Origin of the sequence: Sphingobium sp. EM0848 (assembly GCF_013375555.1) — a bacterium.
Lineage (GTDB): Bacteria > Pseudomonadota > Alphaproteobacteria > Sphingomonadales > Sphingomonadaceae > Sphingobium.
In genome coordinates, this window is the sequence record NZ_JABXWB010000005.1 from 1,103,943 (window position 1) to 1,125,515 (window position 21,573).

Consider the following 21,573-nt stretch of genomic DNA (forward strand, 5'->3'; position numbering starts at 1 on the left):
TTCCCTTGGTGAAGATCAGGCGGCCTGCTGCCGCAGCCCGTCATCCTCATTGGGCAGGCCATATAGCTCAACCACATTGTCACGCAGAATCCAGCGCCGCTGCTCAACACTGAGGTTGCGAGTCTGACGCGCGAGCATTTGCTGGCTCCACGGCCAGGTCGAATCGCTGTGGGGAAAGTCATTGGCCCATAGCATCCGCCTGGGGTTCATCATGTTGACCGAATTGAAAGCGATGAAATCGTCCTGGAAGGTCAGATAGATATTATCAGCGAATATCTGGCTCGGCATTTTCGGCATTTCACCGATACCGGACCAGAAGCGGTGGCGATTATAAAAATGGTCCATGCGATACATGAAATGCGGGGCCCAACCGGCATCGGCCTCAACGCAAACCAGTTTCAGGTCGGGGAAGCGCTCGAAAATGCGGCCCCAGATGAACATGCTGATGACGTCCTGATTGGCACGGATCAAGGTGTGGAAATTATTCGCCTTGCCTTTGCCGCGATGGGCGGCTGCACCATCGCCCAGCCGCTGAATGTCGCGGCCGGCGGTGAGGATGTGAAAGCTCAACGGCAGCTTGAGGTCCACCGCCGCCTGCCATAGCGGATCGAAACGCGGGTCGTCATAGTCGAATTCGGTCGCCGGATCGCACGGCATCATCACGCCATGAAAGCCCATTTCGCGAATGCGCTGGAAGTCGGCAATGGCTTCTTCGACAGACCGCACCGCCGTCTGGCCGATGCCGAAAATGCGGTCGGGCGCGGCTGACTGAAACTCTTGTAGCCAGCGATTATAGGCGGTGAAGCAGGCGGCCTTGTAATCCGGGTCGGGATGGTTGCACAGCAACATGCCGACGGAGGGATAGATGATCTCACCCCCCACGCCGTCACGATCCTGCGCGGCGACACGAGCGGAGCCGTCCCATCCGCCACGATGCAACTCCTCGAAGGTCGCTTCATCGAGCGCGACCTTGCTGGGATCCTTGCCCGCAGCGGCCAGACCTCCCAAACCGATTTTCAGGTCCATCCGGTCGACGACGAAGATGTCACCGCCCTTGGCGTTTTTCTCGACATGGGGCGCGATGTCGCGATATTTGGGATCAATATAGTCAATATAGGTATTGGGCGGCTCTGTGATATGGGAATCGGCTGAAATCGGTTTGAAATCCAGCGACTGGACGATGTCCTGCGCGACCGAGGACACATGCAGCGACGTATCGTCGAAAAAGCCTTTCGCACCACCTGTTTGAGAATCCATGATACTCTCCTGTTGATTGTCCCGCGACCTCAGGCCGATTTTCCCAACGGAACGGTTCTCAGCGTAGAACTGTCGCGCCGAAATTATCAATTGCCTTTTTTTGTAAAATGTAGTTCTCCGGCAACGGCCGGTCAACCGATTCCGAAAGCGCGTTTGGCGTCGGGGGGAAACACCGGATGGGAGTGCCCAGGCTTTCGCTGGCAGCAGGACCAGCCCTGGCAGAAGGGCGCATGGGACAGAGGATGGAGCATAAGATGAGCGACTATGACCTCGTAATCCGCAATGGCACGATCGTCGACGGACGGGGCGCTGCGCCTTATCGGGGCGACCTTGCGATCCGGGGTTCCCACATCGCCGCTGTTGGTACGTTTGAAGGTTCCGGCCACCAGGAAATCGACGCGACGGACAGGATCGTGACGCCGGGCTTCATCGACGTGCATACCCATTATGATGGTCAGGTGACGTGGGAACATACGCTCGGCCCGTCCAGCAACCATGGCGTGACGACGGTGATCGGCGGCAATTGCGGCGTGGGTTTCGCGCCCTGCCGACCCGGCGACCAAGACCGGCTTATCAAGGTCATGGAAGGTGTTGAGGACATCCCCGAAGTCGTGATGGCGGAAGGTATTCCATGGAACTGGGAAAGCTTTCCGGAATATCTGGATTCGCTTTCCGACCGGGCCTTCGACATCGATGTCGGCATGCAGGTCGCCCATTCTCCGTTGCGCGTCTATGTCATGGGCGATCGGGGCATCAATCATGAGGCATCGACCGAATCCGACCGGCAGCGCATGGCCGACCTTGTGACCGAAGCAGTCCGTGCCGGCGCCATCGGCGTGTCGACTTCACGCTCGCTTGGCCATCGCGCGAAGGATGGCCATCCCGCGCCGAGCGTGCTGACCGCCGATGAAGAACTCTTCGCACTCGCTCGTGGTCTGGGCGCTGCGAAAGGTGGCGTTTTCCAGATCATCGTCGATGTGCATCGCGAGCCGGAAGGCGAAATGCGGGTGATGGAGGAAATAGCCCGCCAGTCGGCACGACCCATATCCTTTTCTCTGGCCGAGATCGTCGAACGGCCAGCGGCATGGCGGGCGATGATTGCGGGGCTCGATCGCGCCCAGGCGGCGGGCCTGCCAATCCGTGGTCAGGTCTTCCCGCGCCCGATCGGTGTGATGATGGGCCTGGAACTCAGCCTCAGCCCCATTGTCAACCGGCCGGGTTATATCGCCATCAAGCATTTGCCCCTTGCCGAGCGCGTGGCCATCCTGCGGAATCCTGAGGTCAAGGCGCGCATCCTGGCCGAAGAACCGATCCCCGATCCGACGCCGATCACCAACGCGCTGATCGGCGCGGTCGACAAATGTTTCGCCCTTGGCGAGCAGCCGGATTATATGCCCGATATTGCGATGCGGCTGGACAAACGGGCCGAGCAGGCGGGCGTGACGCCCCTGTCACTGGCCTATGACCTGATGCTGGAACAGGATGGGCACGCCATCCTCTATTATCCCAGTGCCAATTTCACGACGGGCACGGCGGAACCGATCCGCGAAATGATGCTGCATGAGCACACAATATTGGGTCTGGGTGACGGCGGAGCGCACTATGGTATGATCTGCGATGCCGGCTTCCCCACTTATGTTCTCACCCATTGGGCGCGCGATGTCGAGGAAGGGCAGCGGATGCCGATAGAATGGATCGTGCAGGAACTGTCCCGGCGTCCGGCCGAAACGGTGGGCCTGACCGACCGCGGCGTGCTGGCGCCCGGCTACAAGGCCGATATCAACGTCATCGACCATAGCAACCTTATGCTGCATTCGCCGCGCGTGGCACATGACCTGCCGGCGGGTGGACGCCGACTCCATCAGCGCGCTGAAGGCTATGACGCCACCATCGTCAGCGGCGTAGTGACCTATCGCCACGGCGTGCCGACGGGGCAATTGCCCGGCAGGCTTGTTCGTGGCGACGGCTATGCGCCTCTGGAGCGCGTGGCCTGACGGCTACTCCATCCCGTTGCTCAATGCTTGACCCAATGATATTTACATATTACGATAAATGTAAATCGAAAGAGCCTGGGAGATGGCTCCCGCAACGGACCGAGGGCACATGACCAACATCAAAAGCGACGTGTTCGACCTTATGGTGGACCATATCCGCAACGGGACGACCGATCTGGCAGACGCTGACCTGCGGATCCCCTCCCGCCATTTTTCGTCCGAGGAGCATGCCGCCGCCGAACGCGACCTGCTGCGCCGATTGCCGCTGATTGCCGCGCATCATGCCGAACTGCCTGATCCGGGCAGCTTCATCACCCGCGATGTGATGGGTGTGGCACTGTTGATCGTGCGGCAGCCCGATGGCACGGTCGCGGCCTTCCGCAACATGTGTCGCCATCGCGGCGGCAAGGTGGAGATGGCGCCGTCGGGCAACAAGCCGTTCTTCGTCTGCGGCTATCATGGCTGGTCCTATAATCGCGCCGGTGCCCTGCGCGGCATTCCGTTCGAAGACAGCTTCGATCCCATCGATCGTGGGTGTCACAGTCTGATCCCGGTCGGCTGTGCGGAGCGGCATGGTCTGATCTGGGTGGACCTCTCAGTCAGGGAACCGGCGCTCAACCTTAGCGCTTTCATGAGCGAGGAAGCCGATCGCGAATTTGCGACCTTCCAGATCGACAAAACGGTCATCGCGATCGAGCATGATTATACGCTCGACGTCAACTGGAAGCTGGTGATGGATGGTGCCTATGACGTGCTCCATCCCCAGTTCCTCCATCCTACCGGGGTCGGCAAGTTGGTCCACTCGAATGTCGGCATCTGGAAGGATTATGGCCGCCACGGCCAACTCTTCACCGCCCGCCGCCGACTGGCCGAGGTGGTGAAAAAGGGTGAGAATCCCGAAGCTGCCTGGCGTTATTTCGCCACCGTGTTCGTCCTCTATCCCAATTCGCTCTGCATTGCCGCGCCCGATCATTATGAATTCTGGACGGTCTGGCCGGACGAGCAGTCGGCGTCCCGCTGCCATGTCCGGATTCGCTTTCTGATCGATCCCGCGAAACTGACCGACGAAATGCAGGCACGTCTGGAACGCAGTCTTGCGATCCTGGAGGAAGCCGCGATGAATGAGGATTGGCCGATGGAGGAAACGATCCAGGCCAATGCCCGTACCAGCCCCGATGTCGAATTCATCTATGGGCGCAGTGAGATCAGCTGCCAGCATCTGCATCGTCAGCTCGGCAGGGATCTGGCTGCCGCTTCGCAATGATCTGACGGACAAGAACGAACAGAAAAGGGATGCGCGCCGGATCGGATCGCGCAGCCATGGAGGATGCAATGAGCGGATATGATTTCCTGAAAGACTTGATCGTGCTGGAAGTGTCGCAACTCGGCCCGGACGGGCTGGGCATGCAACTGGCCGACATGGGGGCAACCGTGGTGAAGGTCGAGACGCCCGATGGGGGCGATCCCGTCCGCTATTCCGGGTTCACCGCCGTCGGTGAGCCGGACGGCTTCAGCTACATGCACATGCGCTGGAACCGGGGCAAACGCAGCCTGTCGCTCGACATGAAGACCGACAAGGGACGCGAGATATTCCGCGCGCTGGCGGCAAAGGCCGATGTGGTCATCGAAGGCATGCGCGCAGGCGTGCTGGAGCGGCTGGGCCTGGGTTATGAGGCGCTGAAGGCTATTAACCCGCGCCTCGTTTTCTGCACGATCAACGGCATGGGGGCGACAGGCCCTTATGCGCCTATGGCTTCGCACGGCCCGTCCTTTGACGCCTATGGCGGCCTCGGCCAGATCGACAAGCGCAAGGACATCAGCAATTTCGGCGGCGAGCAGCCGACGTCCATCGGCATGCACGCGGTTGGCATCGTCGCGGCGGTCGGTGTCCTTTCGGCGGTCATCAAGGCGCAGCGCACCGGTGAAGGCGCGGCCCTGGAAGTGGCGGCGGCCGATTGCGCCGCGCTGTGGCTACCCGACGCGATTGATCCTGTGCTCAATCCCGACCAGACCTTTGAGCGGCCCGGCTTTGCCGACAGCCAGAAACGGATGCTGCGCTGGCCACGCATGGACAATTATCGAACCGCTGACGGCAAGGCGATCTACTTTATGGGCCTGACCGAGAAATATTGGCAGAGTTTCGCCCGGCTCGTCGACCGGCCCGATCTCGCCACCATTTATGCCGACGCGCCCAGTGAGGAGGATGCCGACCGCATCGTCCACGGTGAACTGACCGCCATTTTCCTGACGCGATCACAGGCGGACTGGATCGCAGCGCTCCGCACCGTTGATATTCCGGTCATGCCGGTGAACAGCTTCAAGGATGTCGTCGCAGATCCGCATTTCGTCGCGCGGAATAATGTCTACGCAGTCACGCATCCCAAGGCGGGCAAGATGACCCTCGTCTCCACGCCGATCAAGACCAGCCAGCCTTTCCGCGCGGATCTCGCCCCACTGCTGGGCGAACATAGCGAAGCTTTGCTTCAGGATCTGCTTGGCTTGGACGGTGAGGCCGTTGCGGCCTTGCGTACGGACGGCGTCGTCGGCTGACGCCGATGCCGCAGGGGCCAGGGTTTCGGGTCAATCATAACCGAATAAGGCGGGGAGAGGCATGTCTCGATTATCTGTGAAGCGTGGTGGCCTGGTAGCGGTCGCCATTCTTGGCGCCATGGGCGCCCTCCTTCTGCGCGGGGGTGGCGCCGCCACGACCAGCACGGCGCAGCAGGTCATGCTCGCCGCCATGGCAAAGGGCGACCAATGGGTCACGACCGGCGGCACCTATGAAGAACAGCGTTTCGGGCGCCAGACGCAGATCAATCCCGATACGATCAGCCGGTTGAAGCTTGCCTGGTATGCCGACCTTAACAGCACGCGTGGCCAGGAATCGACCCCGCTGGTGGTCGATGGCGTCATGTATGTGACGACCGCCTGGAACAAGCTAGTCGCGCTCGAGGCGGAAACCGGCCGGCAGATTTGGGCCTTCGATCCGAAGCTCTCACCGGCAAAGGCGGCGATCGCGTGCTGTGACGTCATCAGCCGTGGTGCGGCCTATTATGACGGCATGATTTTCGCCGCAGTCATCGATGGTCGCCTGATCGGACTCGACGCCAGGACCGGCAAGCAGATCTGGTCCGTCCAGACGACCGATCCCAACCAGCCCTACTCCATCAGCGGCGCGCCCCGCGCCTTCAACGGCAAGGTCATCATCGGCAACGGCGGCGCGGATGTGGGCGTGCGCGGCTATGTGACCGCCTATGATGCGAAGACCGGCAAGAAGCTGTGGCGCTTCTACACCATCCCGGGCAATCCCGCGAAGGACGGCGATGGCGAAGTGTCCGACCGTCCGCTCAGGGAACTGGCGCAGAAGACATGGTTCGGCCGCTATTGGGACCATGGCGGCGGCGGCACGGCCTGGGACTCGATCGTCTACGATCCGGATTTCAATCAGCTGTACATCGGCGTCGGCAATGGCGGTCCCTGGAACCGCAAGCTGCGCTCGCAGGACAAGGGGGATAATCTCTTCCTCTCCTCCATCGTTGCGGTCGATGCCGACACCGGCGAATATAAATGGCATTATCAGGAAACGCCGGGCGAAAGCTGGGACTTCACCGCGACGCAACAGATCACGCTGGCGGATCTCACCATCGACGGCAAGCCGCGCAAGGTGCTGATGCAGGCGCCCAAAAACGGCTTCTTCTATATTCTCGACCGCCAGACCGGAAAATTGCTGTCGGCCAAAAATTATGTACCCGTGAACTGGGCCAGTCATGTCGACATGAAGACTGGGCGGCCGGTTGAAAATCCCGAGGCGCGTTACCGGGACGGCAAATCCTTCATCAGCATGCCGGGCAGCGCTGGGGGGCACAACTGGTTTCCGATGTCGTACAATCCCGGCACCGGCCTCGTCTATATTCCGGCGCAGGAGATTCCGTTCCTTTACAAGGACGATGCCAAATTCGTCTATCGCCCGGCGCTGATGAATTATGGCGTCGACCTGACCGCCACCGCAGTCCCCAATGACCCTGCCGGGCAAAAGGCGGCGAATGCGGCGCTCAAGGGTTATCTGCTCGCCTGGGACCCGGTGCGGCAGAAGGAAGTCTGGCGCGTTGACCATCCCACCACATGGAATGGCGGTGTACTTTCGACCGCCGGCAATCTGGTCTTTCAGGGCACGCGGCAGGGCAGTTTCCAGGCCTTTGACGCGCGCAACGGGCGCAAGCTTTGGAGCTTCCCCGCGCAGACGGGCCTTCAGGCCGGGCCCGTGTCCTACGAGATCAAGGGGCGTCAATATATCGCCATCGTCGCCGGTGATGGCGGCGGCGCCAATGCCCTGCCGGATTTCGACGGCGGCTATTCCCAACCCGATGGACGCGTGCTGGTATTCGCCCTGGACGGGAAGGCTGCGCTTCCGCCCTTCACGCCGGCGCGCGCGCCTCTCGCACTGACGAAGGAAAAATGGCCGTCCGATGTGGTGGCCAACGGATCGCGCCTCTTCGCCAATGTTTGTTCTATGTGCCATGGCGCGGGCGGCTATTCCAAGGGCGTGCTGCCCGACCTGCGACGCTCCGGTGCGCTGCCTGATAGGGCGACGTGGAAGGCCATCGTTCATGACGGTGCGTTGGCGGACAGCGGCATGAAGAGTTTCGCGCCCTGGATGTCGGTGGACGATGTCGAAAGCATCCGCGCCTATGTGCAGAGCCAGGCCCAGGCGGCGGCAAGGAACGGACAGCAATGATGATGGGAGAGCGCGCCATGCATCCGGCCATCGACAGTCGCACCGCGGCATCGCTTGCCCGGCCATTCCGAATGCTGATCGACGGCCAGTTCGTCGATGCGCTGGGCGGTGAGACCATCGACGTCCGCAATCCCGCCACGGGGGAGGTCATCGCAACTGTCCCGGTTGGCGGGAAGGAGGATATGGATCGCGCTGTCGCGGCCGCCCGGCGTGCCTTTGACCAGGGAAGCTGGTCCTCGCTGCGTCCCGACGAGCGCGGCCGCATCCTCTGGCGCACCGCCGAACTGCTGGAAGCGCGCGCCGACGAATTTGCCGAGCTGGAAACGCTGGACAATGGCAAGCCCATCGCGTCCGCCCGCCACGGCGATATTCCCTATGCCGCGTCCGTGCTGCGTTATTGGGCTGGCTGGTGCACCAAGGTTGGAGGCACGACACCGCTGGCCGACACGCCGGGCGAATATATGGTTCAGACCTGGCCTGAGCCGGTCGGCGTCGCGGGGCTGATTACACCCTGGAATTATCCGCTGGCCATGGCGGTCGTGAAGCATGGCCCCGCTCTGGCCGCTGGATGCACCACCATCCACAAACCGGCGGAACAGACGCCGCTGACCGCCCTGCGGCTGGGCGAATTGTTCATGGAAGCCGGTATGCCGCCGGGCGTGGTCAACATCGTCACCGGCCATGGGCGCGTCGCGGGCGCGGCGCTCGCCGATCATGAAGGCGTCGACAAGATTTCCTTCACCGGCTCGACCGAGGTAGGGAAGTCGCTGATCGGCGCGTCACGTGGCAATCTCAAGCGATTGTCGCTGGAACTGGGCGGCAAGTCGCCGACCATCATCTTCCCCGATGCGGATATGGAAAAGGCGATTGCGGGCGCAGCCTTCGGCATCTTCCGCAACAGTGGCCAGGTCTGCGCCGCCGGGTCCCGCCTCTATGTGCCGCGTTCGCATTTCGATCAGGTGATCGAGGGCATGGCCGCGATCGCGCAGGCGCATCGGATCGGGCCGGGCCTTGATCCCGCGACAACGCTCGGCCCGGTGGTTTCGGATGTGCAGCAGCACCGGGTGCTGGGCTATATCGAGTCTGGGATCGCGGAAGGCGCCACGGTCGTTACCGGCGGCAGGGCCCGTGGCGATCAGGGCTATTTCGTTGAGCCGACGATCCTGACGGACGTCAATCCCCGGATGCGCGTCGTCAGGGAAGAGATATTCGGTCCTGTGGTCGTGGCGACACCTGTCGACGATGTCGAGGAACTGGCGGCGCTGGCCAATGGCACGATTTATGGTCTTGCGACCACGATCTGGACGCAGAACATCTCCAATGCCTATCGCCTCGCAAAGCGGCTTCGCGCCGGATATGTCTGGGTCAACTGCAACGGCATCGCCGGTCCCAACCTGCCCTTCGGCGGCTTCAAACAGTCGGGATGGGGGCGGGAGGGTGGCCCGGAGGGTATCCACGCCTTCACGGAGACCAAGACCGTCATCACAGCGCTCTAGGCGGCACTTGCCGGGCTGTCACGTCTCATTTTCACCAGATTTTCAGGAGCTTCCTCATGCTGGACGTCAGCGAAACGATTTCCAACCGTATCATAGACCATATCCGCAATGGCACCACCGATCTCGCCGACACCGATATGCTGGTTCCCATCGCGCATTTTTCCGATGAGGAGTATGCGAAGCGGGAAATCGACGCCATCCGGCGCCAGTTCCTGGTCGCCGCGCATCATAGCGAATTGCCCGAACCCGGCACCTTCCTGACCCGCGATATTCTGGGCACGTCGCTGCTGATCGTCCGTCGGCAGGACGGTGCTGTCGCCGCCTGTCTCAACATGTGCCGGCACCGCGGCGGCAAGGTGGAACTGGCCGAAAAGGGCAAGAAGAAGTTCTTCGTCTGCTCCTATCATGGCTGGTCCTATGCGCAGGACGGGGCGCTTCGCGGCGTGCCATATGAAGATACGTTCGACAGCATCGAAAAATCCTGCCGCAGCCTGATTCCCGTTCGCTGCGAGGAGCGGCATGGTTTCATCTGGGTCAACCTCGATACCAACGGCACGGGCGATCTCCAAAGCTTTCTCGGCCCGCTTGCAGATGAGCACATGCCGTCCTTCGACATTCCGGGCACTGTCATCTTCCGTACCGAAACGATCGAACTGGGCGTCAACTGGAAGATTATCCTGGACGGCGCGACGGATATTCTCCATCCTCAGTTCTTGCACGCCAATACTGTAGGAAAGCTGCTGAGTACTGCTATCTCCGCCTGGCAGAATCTGGGCCGGCATGGCATGTCCTATTCACCCCGGCGGCGTTTGCTCGATTGCGTGCGCAACGAACAACCCTTCAACCGCGACTGGCGCTATTTCGGCGCCAACATGTATCTATGGCCCAATTCCATGGTATTGCCGACGCCCGACCATATCGAGAACTGGACTGTCTGGCCGCTGGCGGTCGACCGTTCGCTGATCCAGATCCGTTTCCTGGTGGATAAGGATCGTCTTGACGACACGGTCGCGAGCCGGATCAACCGGAGCTGGGAGATTTTGCGAGAAGCAGCACTGACCGAGGACTTTCCGATGGAAGAAACGATCCAGAGCAATGCCGGTTCTCATGGGAACGGCACCTTCATCTACGGCCGCAGTGAGATTTCCTGTCAGCAGTTGCATCGCGAAATGGCGCGGGAGCTGGCAGTCCCTTCATAGGATGGGTATCCCGATGCGGATGGACGGGAATGAAGGCGACGAGCAAGCGTTACCGCAAGGAGTTCAGGACGCAGGCGGCGGCGGAAGCGCTTAAGGTCGCCCCAGCTACCGGTCCGGCCAATGATATCGGCCCAATGGTGAGCCTGCAGCAATGGGAGAATGTCCAGTCCTACATCCGGTTGGGTCAGGACGAAGGCGCGACCCTGCTCACCGGCGGCGAAGGGCGCCCGGAACATCTCGATCGCGGCTGGTTTGCCCGACCCACGATCTTCGCAGGCGTCACCAACCAGATGCGGGTTGCACGCGAGGAGATATTCGGTCCGGTGCTGTGCGTGACCCCCTATCGTCATGAGGCTGAAGCCATCGCGATCGCCCGACACTGATTACAGTCTGGCGGCCTGTATCCTATCATCCGATCTGGAACGGGTAAAGCGTGTCGCTGGACAGATCGAAGCCGGCCGCGTCGCCATTAATGCTGTGCCGCGTGAACCGCACGCGCCATTCGGCGGGTTCAAGCAATCGGGGATCGGCCGCGAGTTTGGTGCGTTCGGGCTCGACGCTTTCCCCGAACCGCGCACAATCATCGCTTGAGTCGCGCATGGGTGGAGCAATGAGGTTCCCATTCAGGATATCGGCTGCGCCCACCGTGCCATGTGATAGGAGTTGATCGAACGCTGCTCGAGTCAAACCGCCACCGGTTAAACTGGCGGCGGTTGCATCTTTTCGAATTCAGGTGAGTGCGGCGCGATCAGTCCCGCCACGAAGTCTGGCTTCGACACATAGATTGCATAGCTGCTTTCGATTGCCGCTACCGCAGCACTGACACGCAAGGCCATGAATGTCGCTTTGTTCAGGAGCTAGGTTCGCGATCAACGAAGAGACGGATTTACCTTTGTCTGGTGCAAAGGTGGTGATGTAAATGAGTTTCGAGACCTTTGGGTCGTTGTCGGCTTCGGTGATGACTTCAGGCCGTAAGAATGATCCACCGGCACGGCTATATTCCCACAGAGATGGGCCCTGCGATCCGGCTGCAGAGCCGAGTCTTTCATAACGACGGTCTCGAGCCGTCTACTGCAATGGTTCGGATGGCGTCGCTTCATCTCTACGTGCGGCGGTCGGGACAGACCGCTGGCTAGGCCCCATGCCCGGCTCTGCCATGAGATTTGTCGGCAAGGGGACGCATATCAAATTCTGCCGGTCAAAATCTTATCGCCGCCCATGCCGGTTGTTGTCATTGTGGCGTTAGCCGGACTGCGACAGGATTCCCCATCCGCTTTCTTGAGCGGTCGATAGAATGACCCGGCGCAGCAGCTGGACGATCTCTCGTTGTCCGATGGCGTCGGCGCGCTGGGAAGCGGTAGCGATCACTATTGGACGTACCAGCGCTGGATCACCGATCCGCCATGCTCGCAACGTGCCGGAGGCGAGTTCTGGCCGTACCGCAGATTCCGGGAGGATGGTGAGCGCGATTCCTTGCCGCGCTACGGCGATCATTGCATCCAGCGCATCAAATTCAAACATCAGATCAAGTGGTACGCCATGCGTCGCGACATGCTCGTCGACCATCTTGCGTAAACCATGTTGCGGCGTTGGGAGTACGAGCGAATGCCCCGCCAGTGCGCGGATCGGCACTTCTGCTCTGGCCGGAAAGGGAATTGCATCACTGCCGCCGATGATGGAGAGTGGTTCGCGCCCTACCAGTTCCGACTGGATCGATCCGCTCACTGGTTTGTGATAGAGAATGGCGGCATCGATCCGCCCGGTCTGGAGCCATTCCAGCAAGGTGCCGCTAAAGGCTTCGGCAATGCGCAGCTTTAGTGCCGGATAGTCAGCGCGCACGCATTGGGCGAGAGGGAGAGTCAGCAGCCGTCCGATGGTGGGAGAAAGGCCGATGGTTGCTTCGCCAGAAAGCCGCGTGCCGAAGCTGCGTATATATTTGCTTACCCGGTCGGCCTCATCCAGCAGGTGACGCGCCTCGACCAGGAGCGACTGGCCAGCTGGAGTCAGAAGCACGCCGCGGCCGGTGCGAACGAAAAGGGGGGTCCCGAATTCCTCCTCCAGCGCGCGCATCTGGCGACTAAGCGCCGGTTGCGCCACGTGCACGACGCCGCTGGCTGCCGATACGCTGCCGCTCTCGGCGATCTGGCGGAAATGACGGAGCTGGCGCAGGTCCATGCTCCCCCAATAGCAGCATGCCAACCTCACCGCCAGCCATGCCCAAGCGGCATAACTGATAGGCCCATCCGGGTTTTGACGCGGAATGCAGACAAAGTGATGATGGATCAGTTTGACAGAGTTTATGATTGTGATCGAGGTTCAGGAAAGCTTTCCGGAGATCCGCGATGCGGTTCGTCGTTTGTGCGCGAATTTCCCGGGGGAATATTGGCAGCGGCTGGATCGCGAACGCGCCTATCCGACGGAGTTCGTGCGGGCACTGACGGAGGCGGGCTTTCTCTCGGTGCTGATTCCCGAGGCTTATGGCGGCTCGGGCCTTGGCCTTCAGGCGGCGACGGCGGTGCTGGAAGAAATCCATCGCTCGGGTTGCAACGGCGGTGCCTGCCATGCGCAGATGTACACCATGGGCACCGTGCTCAAGCACGGCTCTGAAGCGCAGAAGCAGCAATATCTGCCCAAGGTCGCCTCAGGCGAGTTGCGCCTCCAGGCCTTCGGCGTCACCGAGCCCACGGCGGGCACCGACACCACCCGCATCCGTACTTTCGCCCGGCGCGAGGGCGACCATTATGTCGTGAGCGGTCAGAAGATATGGATCAGCCGCGCTGAACATAGTGACCTCATGGTTCTCTTGTGCCGTACCACCCCACGTGAGGAATGCGCCAAATCTTCCGATGGCATGAGTGTGCTGCTGGTCGACATGCGCGAGGCGGTGGGCAATGGCCTCACCATCCGGCCGATCCGCACCATGCTGAACCATGCCACGACCGAGCTTTTCTTCGACGACCTCAAGGTCCCCGCCGGGAACCTGATCGGCGAAGAGGGCAAGGGTTTCCGCTACATTCTGTCGGGTATGAATGCCGAGCGCATCCTGATTGCGTCGGAATGCATCGGCGACGGGCGCTTCTTCATCGACAAGGCCAGCGCCTATGCCAAGGAACGCTCCGTCTTCGGTCGCCCCATCGGCGAGAATCAGGGCATCCAGTTCCCCATCGCCCGCGCCTATGTGCAGTTGTCGGCGGCGGCCGAGATGGTCGACAAGGCCGCCCGTCTGTTTGACGAGGGTAATGGCGGCGGCACGGAGGCCAACATGGCCAAGATGCTGGCGTCGGAGGCAAGCTGGTATGCCGCCGACATGTGCGTCCAGACCCATGGTGGCTTCGGTTTCGCAGAGGAATATGATGTGGAACGCAAGTTCCGCGAGACACGTCTCTATCAGGTCGCACCGATCAGCACCAACCTCATCCTCAGCCACGTCGCGACCCACATGCTGGGGCTTCCCAAAAGCTTCTGATGGGCGCGCTGGACGGAATCCTCGTGGTCGCGCTGGAGCAGGCGGTCGCCGCACCGCTCTGCTCACAGCGGCTCGCCGATGCGGGAGCGCGCGTCATCAAGGTGGAGCGGGCGGAAGGCGACTTTGCCCGGGGCTATGACCGCGCCGTCCATGGCGAGAGCAGCTATTTCGTCTGGCTTAACCATGGCAAGGAATCGGTCGTTCTCGACATCAAGCGGGAAAGCGACGCGGCACTGCTGGACAAGATGATCGCGCAGGCGGATGTGTTCGTGCAGAATCTCGCCCCCGGCGCGGCGGAACGGGCGGGGTTTGGCTCCGCAACGTTGCGGGCGCGCCATCCGCGCCTCATCACCTGCGACATATCGGGCTATGGTGAGGATGGGCCATTGCGCGATCGCAAGGCCTATGACCTGCTGATCCAGTGTGAGACGGGGCTTGCCGCTATCACCGGAACGCCGGATGCGCCGGGCCGGGCGGGCGTCTCCGTCGCCGACATCGCCTGCGGCATGAACGCCCATGCCGCGATTCTCGAAGCGTTGGTCGAACGGGCGTACACGGGCGAGGGGAGGGCCATTGCCGTATCGCTCTTCGACTCGTTGGCCGAATGGATGGCGGTGCCCTTGCTCCACCATGACTATGCGGGGCGGGCGCCGGGACGGGTGGGGCTGAGCCATCCTTCCATCGCGCCTTATGGCGCAGTTTCCTGCCGGGATGGCCGTCCGGTCGTCATCTCGATCCAGAGCGAGCGGGAATGGCGCATCTTCTGCCGTGACGTGATCGAACGGCCCGAGCTGGCGAACATGCCGGATTATTCGGACAATAGCCGCCGAGTCGCCAACCGGGTCGCGCTGGACGCGATCGTCGCGGACATTTTCGCCACGCTGGACCCTGACGAACTGATCGAACGGCTGGAGTCGGCGGCGATTGCCTTCGGATCGGTCAATGAGGTTGCGAACCTGTCCCGACACCCGGCGCTGCGGCGCCAGCAGATCGAGACGCCGTCCGGTCCAGCGGAAATTCCCGCTTCTCCCATGCGGTGGACCGGGCAAGGGTTGCGCAACGGCACCGTGCCCGGCATCGGAAGCCACACAGACGCCATCAACAAGGAGTTCGCATGAGCGATCCACAATCCTATGTCGGCCGCCAGGAAGTCCTGCGCGACTGGTCCGACAGCGACCGTTTCACCCGGCTTTCCGCCATGCTGGATCATGAAACGCCGCCTTGGCAGTCATCCGTGCTGCCGCCGCTCGGCCACTGGCTCTGCTTCCTGCCGTCGGAACGCCAGTCCGCCATGGGGCATGACGGCCATCCCAAGCGGAATGACGATGGTCTGCTTCCCAATGTCGACCTGCCCCGGCGCATGTGGGCGGGAAGCCGTGTGCAGTTCCTGGGCGACATTCCGCTGGATAGCCCCATCATCCGGACCTCTACCCTGACCGCCGCCACGCCCAAGAGTGGTCGGTCCGGCAATATGCTGTTCGTGACCGTGCGGCACGAAGTCGCGGTCGAGGGCAGGGAAGCCGCTATCGTGGAGGAACAGGACATTGTCTACCGCGAAGCAGCGCCCGTAGGTGCACCCTTTGCGCGTGCCGCCGTCGATCCCGGCGAGGAAGACCCCGTCATCCGGACGCTTACGCCTGATCCGGTGCTGCTGTTCCGCTATTCGGCGCTGACCTTCAACGCGCATCGCATCCATTATGATCGCGACTATACGCGCGACGAGGAAGGCTATCCGGGTCTGGTGGTGCAGGGGCCGCTGCTTGCGACGCTGATGCTCGACCATTTCCTGCGGGAAGAAAAAGCGCGGATAGGTTCCTTCAGCTTCCGGGCCGCGTCGCCTTCCTTCGACGGCGAGCCCATCCGGCTGGGCTTCCGACGTGAGGGCAATGAAGCCGCGTTGCGCGTGGTCGGCCCGGCGGGCGTGGCCATGACGGGCTCTGTGGAGATTGCTGCGTGAATCCCGGCTGGCGCTCGCTGCTGTTCGCGCCCGCCGACGATCAGGTCCGGCTGGCCAAGGTCGCGAGCCGTGGAGCCGACGCGGTCATTCTGGATCTGGAGGATGCCGTACCCCCGGCGCGCAAGGCCGCCGCGCTCGCTGGCCTGCCTGAAACCGCGGCCGGACTGGCGGCGCAGGGTTGTGCGGTGGTGGTGCGGATCAATGCGGGCTGGCGCGCCGTGATGGCTGAATTGCCCGTCGTCGTGCAACCTGATGTCGCCGCGATCATGGTGCCCAAGGTCGAAAGTGCGGAGCGTCTGGCTGTGCTGGCGGAGATGATCGTCGAACTCGCGGAGGAGGCGAGCATGTCCGCCCCGCCGGGGATCATCGCGCTGCTCGAAAGCCCGGCAGGCATTGCCGAAGCAGACCGGATCGCCGCCGTTCGGGGCGTGGCCGGGCTGGCTCTGGGCACGGAGGATTTCTCCCTCGCCCTGGGCGTGCCCCCGACGCGGGAGGCACTGGAACTGCCCTGCCGTCTGATCGCACTGGCGGCGGCGCGGCATGGTTTGATGGCATTGGGCCTGCCTGTCTCCATTGCCACGGTTGAGGATGGCAAAGTCTGGGCGGAAGGCGTGCGTTCTGCCCGTGCCACGGGAATGACAGGGGCGCTCTGTATCCATCCCCGCCAGATCGAGCCGGTGAACACCGGCTTCGCGCCGTCCAGCGCCGAGATCGAAACCGCAAGGCGCGTTCTGGACGCGTGGGAAAGCGCGAATGGCGCCGGTGTCATCATGCTCGACGGCAAGATGATCGACAGGCCGGTGATATTGGCGGCCGAGCGCCTGATCGCCCGCGCCGTGAAAGGCAAGAGGGAAAGATCCTTGTGCCCGTGAAGCGGGTGATTGACTATAATGTGAAGCCGCGCGTGAAGGCGGATGGGACGGGCGTTGATCTGGCGAACGTCAAGATGAGCATGAACCCGTTCGACGAGATCGCGATCGAGGAAGCCATTCGGCTGAAGGAAAAGGGCGTGGCGACCGAGGTCGTGGCGGTGTCGATCGGCGTTGCGAAGGCGCAGGAAACGCTGCGCACGGCGCTGGCCATGGGTGCGGATCAGGCGATCCTGATCCAGACCGATGACGAGGTCGAACCGCTGGGCGTGGCCAAGCTGCTCGCCAAGGTGCAGGAAGAGGAAGGCGCTGGCCTGATCATCCTGGGCAAGCAGGCGATTGACGATGACAGCAACCAGACCGGCCAGATGCTGGCGGCTCTGCTGAACCTGCCGCAGGGCACCTTCGCCTCCAAGGTCGAGGTCGAGGGCGACAAGGTCAGCGTGACCCGCGAAGTCGACGGTGGTCTGGAAACGGTGAAGCTGAACGTTCCGGCGATCATCACCACCGACCTGCGCCTCAATGAACCGCGCTATGCCTCGCTGCCCAACATCATGAAGGCGAAGTCGAAGCCGCTCGCGACCAAGGCGCCCGCCGATTACGGCGTCGACATTTCGCCGCGTCTGGAAACGCTCAAGGTCACCGAACCCGCCAAGCGTTCGACCGGCGACAAGGGGCTGTCGAGCTTCGTCGGCGCCGAAATCGCCAAGCAGGAGCGTCCGGAACTGACCTCGGCCAAGATCATCGTGTCGGGCGGCCGTGCGCTGAAGGACGGGGAGACGTTCGAGCAGGTCATCTTCCCGCTGGCGGACAAGCTGGGCGTGGCGGTCGGTGCTTCGCGCGCGGCGGTCGACGCGGGCTATGTGCCCAACGACTATCAGGTCGGCCAGACCGGCAAGATCGTGGCGCCGGAAGTCTATATCGCGGTCGGCATCTCGGGCGCGATCCAGCATCTGGCGGGCATGAAGGACAGCAAGACCATCATCGCCATCAACAAGGATGAGGATGCCCCGATCTTCCAGGTCGCGGACATCGGCCTCGTCGGCGATCTCTTCAAGGTCGTGCCGGAACTCGCGGCTAAGTTGTGAATACTGTCTGATCGCACGTCATAATTGCACACGAGGTTGGCAAAAATGGGGGCAGGGCAAGTGTCATTCTGCCCTCCATGTTAATATTGTTGCTACTGCGTATCGGACTTGATGAAGACCAGAAGGACGTCCTGCTGGGTTGGCAGCAGGATATGATCGAGCGGGCGTCGAAGGAAAGGACGTGTCGTTCGAGGCTGATGCCGATAAGGCCAGCGCGCATCTGGAAGGGACTGCTGAAGGAAGTGGTGCCACGCCTCGCTACGGAAACGAAGAAGCCGCGCCAGATTCCGGTAGGATTAAAGCAGGCGGGATGAAGCAGATCGATACGACCGGGCAATGATCTTTTCGTGATGCTATAAGGACGGGATGAAACGCATCGCGCTCTGGTTGTTGTTGCTCGCGCTGCTGGCGGCAGCGGCGGCTTATTGGCTGCTGTCCGGTCGGGCGCGGGACGTGACGCTGGTGTCGGCGAGGATCGGCGAAGCGGTCGAACTGGTCTATGCCACCGGCTTTGTCGAGGCCGAACATCCGGTGTCCGTTGCCGCCCGCATGACCGCCCCTGTGCGGCAGGTGCTGGCGGGCGAAGGGGATCGCATCATCACCGGCCAGCCGCTCATCCTGCTGGATGATGAGGAGCAGCGCCATGCGCTGCAACAGGCGCGCGCGCAGCGCCGTGTCGCCGGTCAGGACGAACGGCGCATACTTGCCCTCTATACCAGGGGCTGGGTTACCCGCGCGGCTCGTGATGCAGCGGTGGCGCAGGCGGACAGCGCGCGCGCGGCCGAGGCCAGCGCCGCAGCCCGGCTCGACCAGATGGTGGTGCGGTCGGGCATGAACGGCATCGTGTTGCGCCGCGACGTTGAACCGGGCGACCTTGCCGTGCCCAGCCGCACGCTGATGACACTGGGCGACCCGGCTCGCATCCGCATCACTGCCACGGTCGATGAAAGGGACGTGCCGCGCATCCATCCCGGCCAGCCGGCCTTGATGTCGAGCGATGCCTGGCCGGGCCGGGTGCTGCATGGCCATGTGCGCGAGGTCACGCCCGGCGGCGATCCCGAGCAGCGCGCCTTCCGCGCCCGGATCGTGACCGAAGACGGAAGCGTCCTTCCCCTCGGTCTGACACTGGAGGTCAATATCGTAACGCGCCGGGCCATCCGTGCTCTGCTTGTTCCCACGACGGCGGTCGAAAGCGGTCATGTCTGGACCGTTCGCGACGGCCGCGCTCATCAGCATCCGGTGCGAACAGGCACAGCTGGCTCGCGCGACATCCAGATCCTTTCCGGGCTGTCGCGGGACGAGAGGGTGGTCAAGGCGCCGGAGGGCAAACTCACCGAAGGCATGCGCGTGCGAGTGCTGCGATGAGCGGACAGTTGCGGCAGCTGGCCGGGATCGCCGTCCGGCATCTGGCCGGGCGCAGGCGGCAGACACTGGTCGCGGTGAGTGGTGTGGCCGTTGGCGTGGGCTTCTTCCTCGCCGTGTCGGCGATGATGATCGGCAGCCAGAATGATTTCATCAAGACGCTGATCGACGCCGCGCCACATATCATCATTTCCGACGAGTTGCGCAGCCCGCCCCCACAACCGGGGATGCGGGCTTATCCCGGCGCGGCCATCGATCTGCGCCATTACAAGGTCCGCAATGAGGTACGCGGTCTCAAGGGCTGGCCCGAACTGCTGCGCGCCGTCAATGCGCAGCCGGGGGCGATCGGTTCACCCAGCCTGACCGGCGCCATCACCCTGCGCAGCGGTGGACGGGAAGAAGCGCTCACCATCATCGGCGTTGACCCGGCGGTCGAGGAAAAGGTCAGCACGATTGCGGATAAGCTGCGCACCGGGCGGCTGCGCGATCTGGAAAGCACGCAGGGCGGCATCATCATCGGCGAAGAGATGGCGCAACGCCTTGGCCTTGGCATGGGCGACGTGGTGGGCGCGACCTCGGCGTCGGGGAAGAGCCGTTCGCTGCGGATCGTCGGCTTGTTCAAGCGTGGCCAGAGCCAGCTTGGCCCGTCAGCCGGCTATGTATTGCTTCGCGAGGCGCAGTCGTTGCTCGGCCGTCCCTTCATCATCAATCGTATCGGCGTGCATCTGGACGACCCCTATGCCGCGCAGCCCGTCGCCCGCGTGCTGGAAGCGCACTTTTCCTACAAGGCGGAAAGCTGGCAGGAGCGCTCGGCCGATTTCCTCTCGCTGCTCGTGACCCGCAACGTCATCATGTACAGCGTCGTGTCGGCGATCCTGCTGGTGGCCAGCTTCGGCATCTACACGGTCGTCTCGAACAGCGTCGCGGACAAAAGACGCGACATTGCCATCATGCGCTCCATCGGTTTTTCCGAGCGCGATCTTCAGCTGATCTTCGTGTTCGAAGGGCTGGCGCTGGCTGTGATTGGCATCATGGTGGGATGGCTGCTGGGCTATGGTCTGATGGCGATTCTGGGATCGCTTCATTTTCCCATCGCCGGGGAAAATCAGCGCTTGCCACTCGACCGGTCGGCCCGGCAATATGCCATCGCAGCGGCCGCATCGCTCTTTTCCGGCGTGATCGCAGCCTGGCTCCCGGCACGAAAGGCCGCGCGGGTCGATCCGGTCGACATCTTGCGGGGTGCGGTATGAGCGCGATCATGCAGGCGCAGGGGCTGTCACGCGAACTGGCCGGAACGCCCCCGGTAACACTGGTAACAGGCGTTTCGCTGATGATCGAACCGGGCAGTTTCGTCGCCATTGTCGGGCCGTCGGGCTGCGGTAAATCCTCGCTGCTCTATCTGCTGGGGCTATTGGACCGTCCGACCGAGGGATCGGTGCTGTTTCAGGGGCGCAACATGAATCCGCTGAACGGCGATGAGCGCGCTCAGATCCGACTGGCGAGCTTTGGCTTCGTGTTCCAGTTCCATTTTCTGTTGCCCGAGTTCACCGCGCTGGAAAATGTCATGCTGCCAATGCGCAGACTGGGCCGCCTGTCGCAGGCGCAGGCGCGGGAGAAGGCGCGAGGTCTGCTGACGGACGTCGGCCTTGGCGCGAAGATGGACAAGACGCCCAACCGTCTGTCGGGCGGCGAGCGGCAGCGCGTGGCGATTGCCCGGGCGATTGCAAACGACCCGGTATTGGTGTTGTGTGATGAGCCGACCGGTAATCTCGACAGCCAGAACAGCACCCGCGTGGTCGAAATGTTTCACACTCTCGCCCATGGTCAAGGGCGCGCGGTTGTGTGCGTGACCCATGACCCCGATATCGCCGCCGCCGCCGATGTGCAGATTTCGATGCTGGATGGCCGGATCAGCGAAACCGACATCCGGGCAAGATGAACAGGCAATGTCGCTCGGTCTCACAAACCCGGTGAAGATGAACGCGGTCTGCCGGTGGCCTGATCTGCTCGATGATCGGACCGCTGGACTGTTTCTGGGCGGCGCGGGGGACATGGCGGCATGCGGGCCGCCATGCCGTTGCTCGCCGCTTTGGCTGCGGCCGGTGCCAGTCTGGCTGGTTCACGGTATAGGTCAGAATTTTTGCCGACCG

Annotated in this window: 20 protein-coding genes; 17 read left to right on the forward strand and 3 right to left on the reverse strand. The window is 62.4% G+C overall.

The features are described 5' to 3' along the window. Positions 1–15: 15 nt before the first annotated feature. Positions 16–1,257 carry an amidohydrolase family protein gene (locus HUK73_RS23140; RefSeq protein ID WP_176594133.1) on the reverse strand — a complete coding sequence of 414 codons (1,242 nt, stop codon included), beginning with the start codon at positions 1,255–1,257 and terminating at the stop codon, positions 16–18. A gap of 254 nt (positions 1,258–1,511) precedes the next feature. Here HUK73_RS23140 and HUK73_RS23145 point away from each other — a divergent pair, with 254 nt between their 5' ends. From HUK73_RS23145 to HUK73_RS26995, 8 genes are all read left to right on the forward strand, one after another. Next, a complete protein-coding gene (locus tag HUK73_RS23145; protein ID WP_176594134.1) occupies positions 1,512–3,251 on the forward strand; it encodes an amidohydrolase family protein in 1,740 nt (579 codons plus the stop codon). 109 nt (positions 3,252–3,360) lie between these two features. Continuing rightward, a complete protein-coding gene (locus tag HUK73_RS23150) occupies positions 3,361–4,515 on the forward strand; it encodes an aromatic ring-hydroxylating dioxygenase subunit alpha (protein ID WP_176594135.1) in 1,155 nt (384 codons plus the stop codon). Positions 4,516–4,583: 68 nt separating this feature from the next. Further along, positions 4,584–5,801: a CaiB/BaiF CoA-transferase family protein gene (locus tag HUK73_RS23155; protein WP_176594136.1), complete on the forward strand. Its 1,218-nt coding sequence runs from the start codon at positions 4,584–4,586 to the stop codon at positions 5,799–5,801. A gap of 61 nt (positions 5,802–5,862) precedes the next feature. Further along, entirely contained in the window at positions 5,863–7,986 is a 2,124-nt protein-coding gene (locus HUK73_RS23160; protein ID WP_176594137.1) for a PQQ-dependent dehydrogenase, methanol/ethanol family, read from the forward strand. Then, positions 7,983–9,482, forward strand: a complete 1,500-nt coding sequence (locus HUK73_RS23165) for an aldehyde dehydrogenase family protein (protein ID WP_304413761.1) — start codon at positions 7,983–7,985, stop codon at positions 9,480–9,482. Before HUK73_RS23160 ends, HUK73_RS23165 begins: the two co-directional genes overlap by 4 nt. A gap of 56 nt (positions 9,483–9,538) precedes the next feature. Beyond that, entirely contained in the window at positions 9,539–10,681 is a 1,143-nt protein-coding gene (locus HUK73_RS23170; protein ID WP_176594138.1) for an aromatic ring-hydroxylating dioxygenase subunit alpha, read from the forward strand. Positions 10,682–10,710: 29 nt separating this feature from the next. Next, positions 10,711–11,064 carry an aldehyde dehydrogenase family protein gene (locus HUK73_RS26990; protein ID WP_255326510.1) on the forward strand — a complete coding sequence of 118 codons (354 nt, stop codon included), beginning with the start codon at positions 10,711–10,713 and terminating at the stop codon, positions 11,062–11,064. After that, entirely contained in the window at positions 11,030–11,272 is a 243-nt protein-coding gene (locus tag HUK73_RS26995) for an aldehyde dehydrogenase family protein (protein ID WP_255326511.1), read from the forward strand. Before HUK73_RS26990 ends, HUK73_RS26995 begins: the two co-directional genes overlap by 35 nt. A 107-nt stretch (positions 11,273–11,379) precedes the next feature. On the opposite strand, the gene HUK73_RS23180 is transcribed toward HUK73_RS26995, so the two are convergent. Next, positions 11,380–11,517, reverse strand: a complete 138-nt coding sequence (locus tag HUK73_RS23180) for a hypothetical protein (protein WP_176594139.1) — start codon at positions 11,515–11,517, stop codon at positions 11,380–11,382. 406 nt (positions 11,518–11,923) lie between these two features. After that, complete coding sequence (locus HUK73_RS23185) at positions 11,924–12,856, reverse strand: LysR family transcriptional regulator (RefSeq protein WP_176594140.1); 933 nt, start codon at positions 12,854–12,856, stop codon at positions 11,924–11,926. A gap of 124 nt (positions 12,857–12,980) precedes the next feature. On the opposite strand from HUK73_RS23185, the gene HUK73_RS23190 reads away from it, so the two are divergent. The 9 genes from HUK73_RS23190 to HUK73_RS23235 all read left to right on the forward strand — a co-directional run bounded on the left by HUK73_RS23190 (position 12,981) and on the right by HUK73_RS23235 (position 21,362). After that, positions 12,981–14,147 (forward strand): acyl-CoA dehydrogenase family protein, encoded by a 1,167-nt coding sequence (locus HUK73_RS23190; protein ID WP_176594792.1) that lies wholly within the window; start codon positions 12,981–12,983, stop codon positions 14,145–14,147. Continuing rightward, the gene (locus HUK73_RS23195; protein ID WP_176594141.1) at positions 14,147–15,265 is read left to right on the forward strand and encodes a CaiB/BaiF CoA-transferase family protein; all 1,119 of its coding nucleotides are present in this window, start codon (positions 14,147–14,149) and stop codon (positions 15,263–15,265) included. Before HUK73_RS23190 ends, HUK73_RS23195 begins: the two co-directional genes overlap by 1 nt. After that, positions 15,262–16,104 (forward strand): acyl-CoA dehydrogenase, encoded by an 843-nt coding sequence (locus tag HUK73_RS23200; RefSeq protein WP_176594142.1) that lies wholly within the window; start codon positions 15,262–15,264, stop codon positions 16,102–16,104. The genes HUK73_RS23195 and HUK73_RS23200 overlap by 4 nt, the downstream gene beginning before the upstream one ends. Next, positions 16,101–16,976, forward strand: a complete 876-nt coding sequence (locus HUK73_RS23205; RefSeq protein ID WP_176594143.1) for a CoA ester lyase — start codon at positions 16,101–16,103, stop codon at positions 16,974–16,976. Before HUK73_RS23200 ends, HUK73_RS23205 begins: the two co-directional genes overlap by 4 nt. After that, on the forward strand, positions 16,973–18,061 hold the full coding sequence (locus HUK73_RS27325; protein WP_369805602.1) for an FAD-binding protein: 1,089 nt from the start codon (positions 16,973–16,975) through the stop codon (positions 18,059–18,061). The genes HUK73_RS23205 and HUK73_RS27325 overlap by 4 nt, the downstream gene beginning before the upstream one ends. A 181-nt stretch (positions 18,062–18,242) precedes the next feature. Continuing rightward, positions 18,243–18,401, forward strand: a complete 159-nt coding sequence (locus HUK73_RS23220) for a hypothetical protein (RefSeq protein ID WP_176593310.1) — start codon at positions 18,243–18,245, stop codon at positions 18,399–18,401. A 26-nt stretch (positions 18,402–18,427) separates the two neighbouring features. Next, a complete protein-coding gene (locus HUK73_RS23225) occupies positions 18,428–19,426 on the forward strand; it encodes an efflux RND transporter periplasmic adaptor subunit (RefSeq protein WP_176594144.1) in 999 nt (332 codons plus the stop codon). Continuing rightward, complete coding sequence (locus tag HUK73_RS23230) at positions 19,423–20,673, forward strand: ABC transporter permease (protein ID WP_176594145.1); 1,251 nt, start codon at positions 19,423–19,425, stop codon at positions 20,671–20,673. Before HUK73_RS23225 ends, HUK73_RS23230 begins: the two co-directional genes overlap by 4 nt. Next, the gene (locus tag HUK73_RS23235; protein ID WP_176594146.1) at positions 20,670–21,362 is read left to right on the forward strand and encodes an ABC transporter ATP-binding protein; all 693 of its coding nucleotides are present in this window, start codon (positions 20,670–20,672) and stop codon (positions 21,360–21,362) included. Before HUK73_RS23230 ends, HUK73_RS23235 begins: the two co-directional genes overlap by 4 nt. Positions 21,363–21,573: the final 211 nt, after the last annotated feature.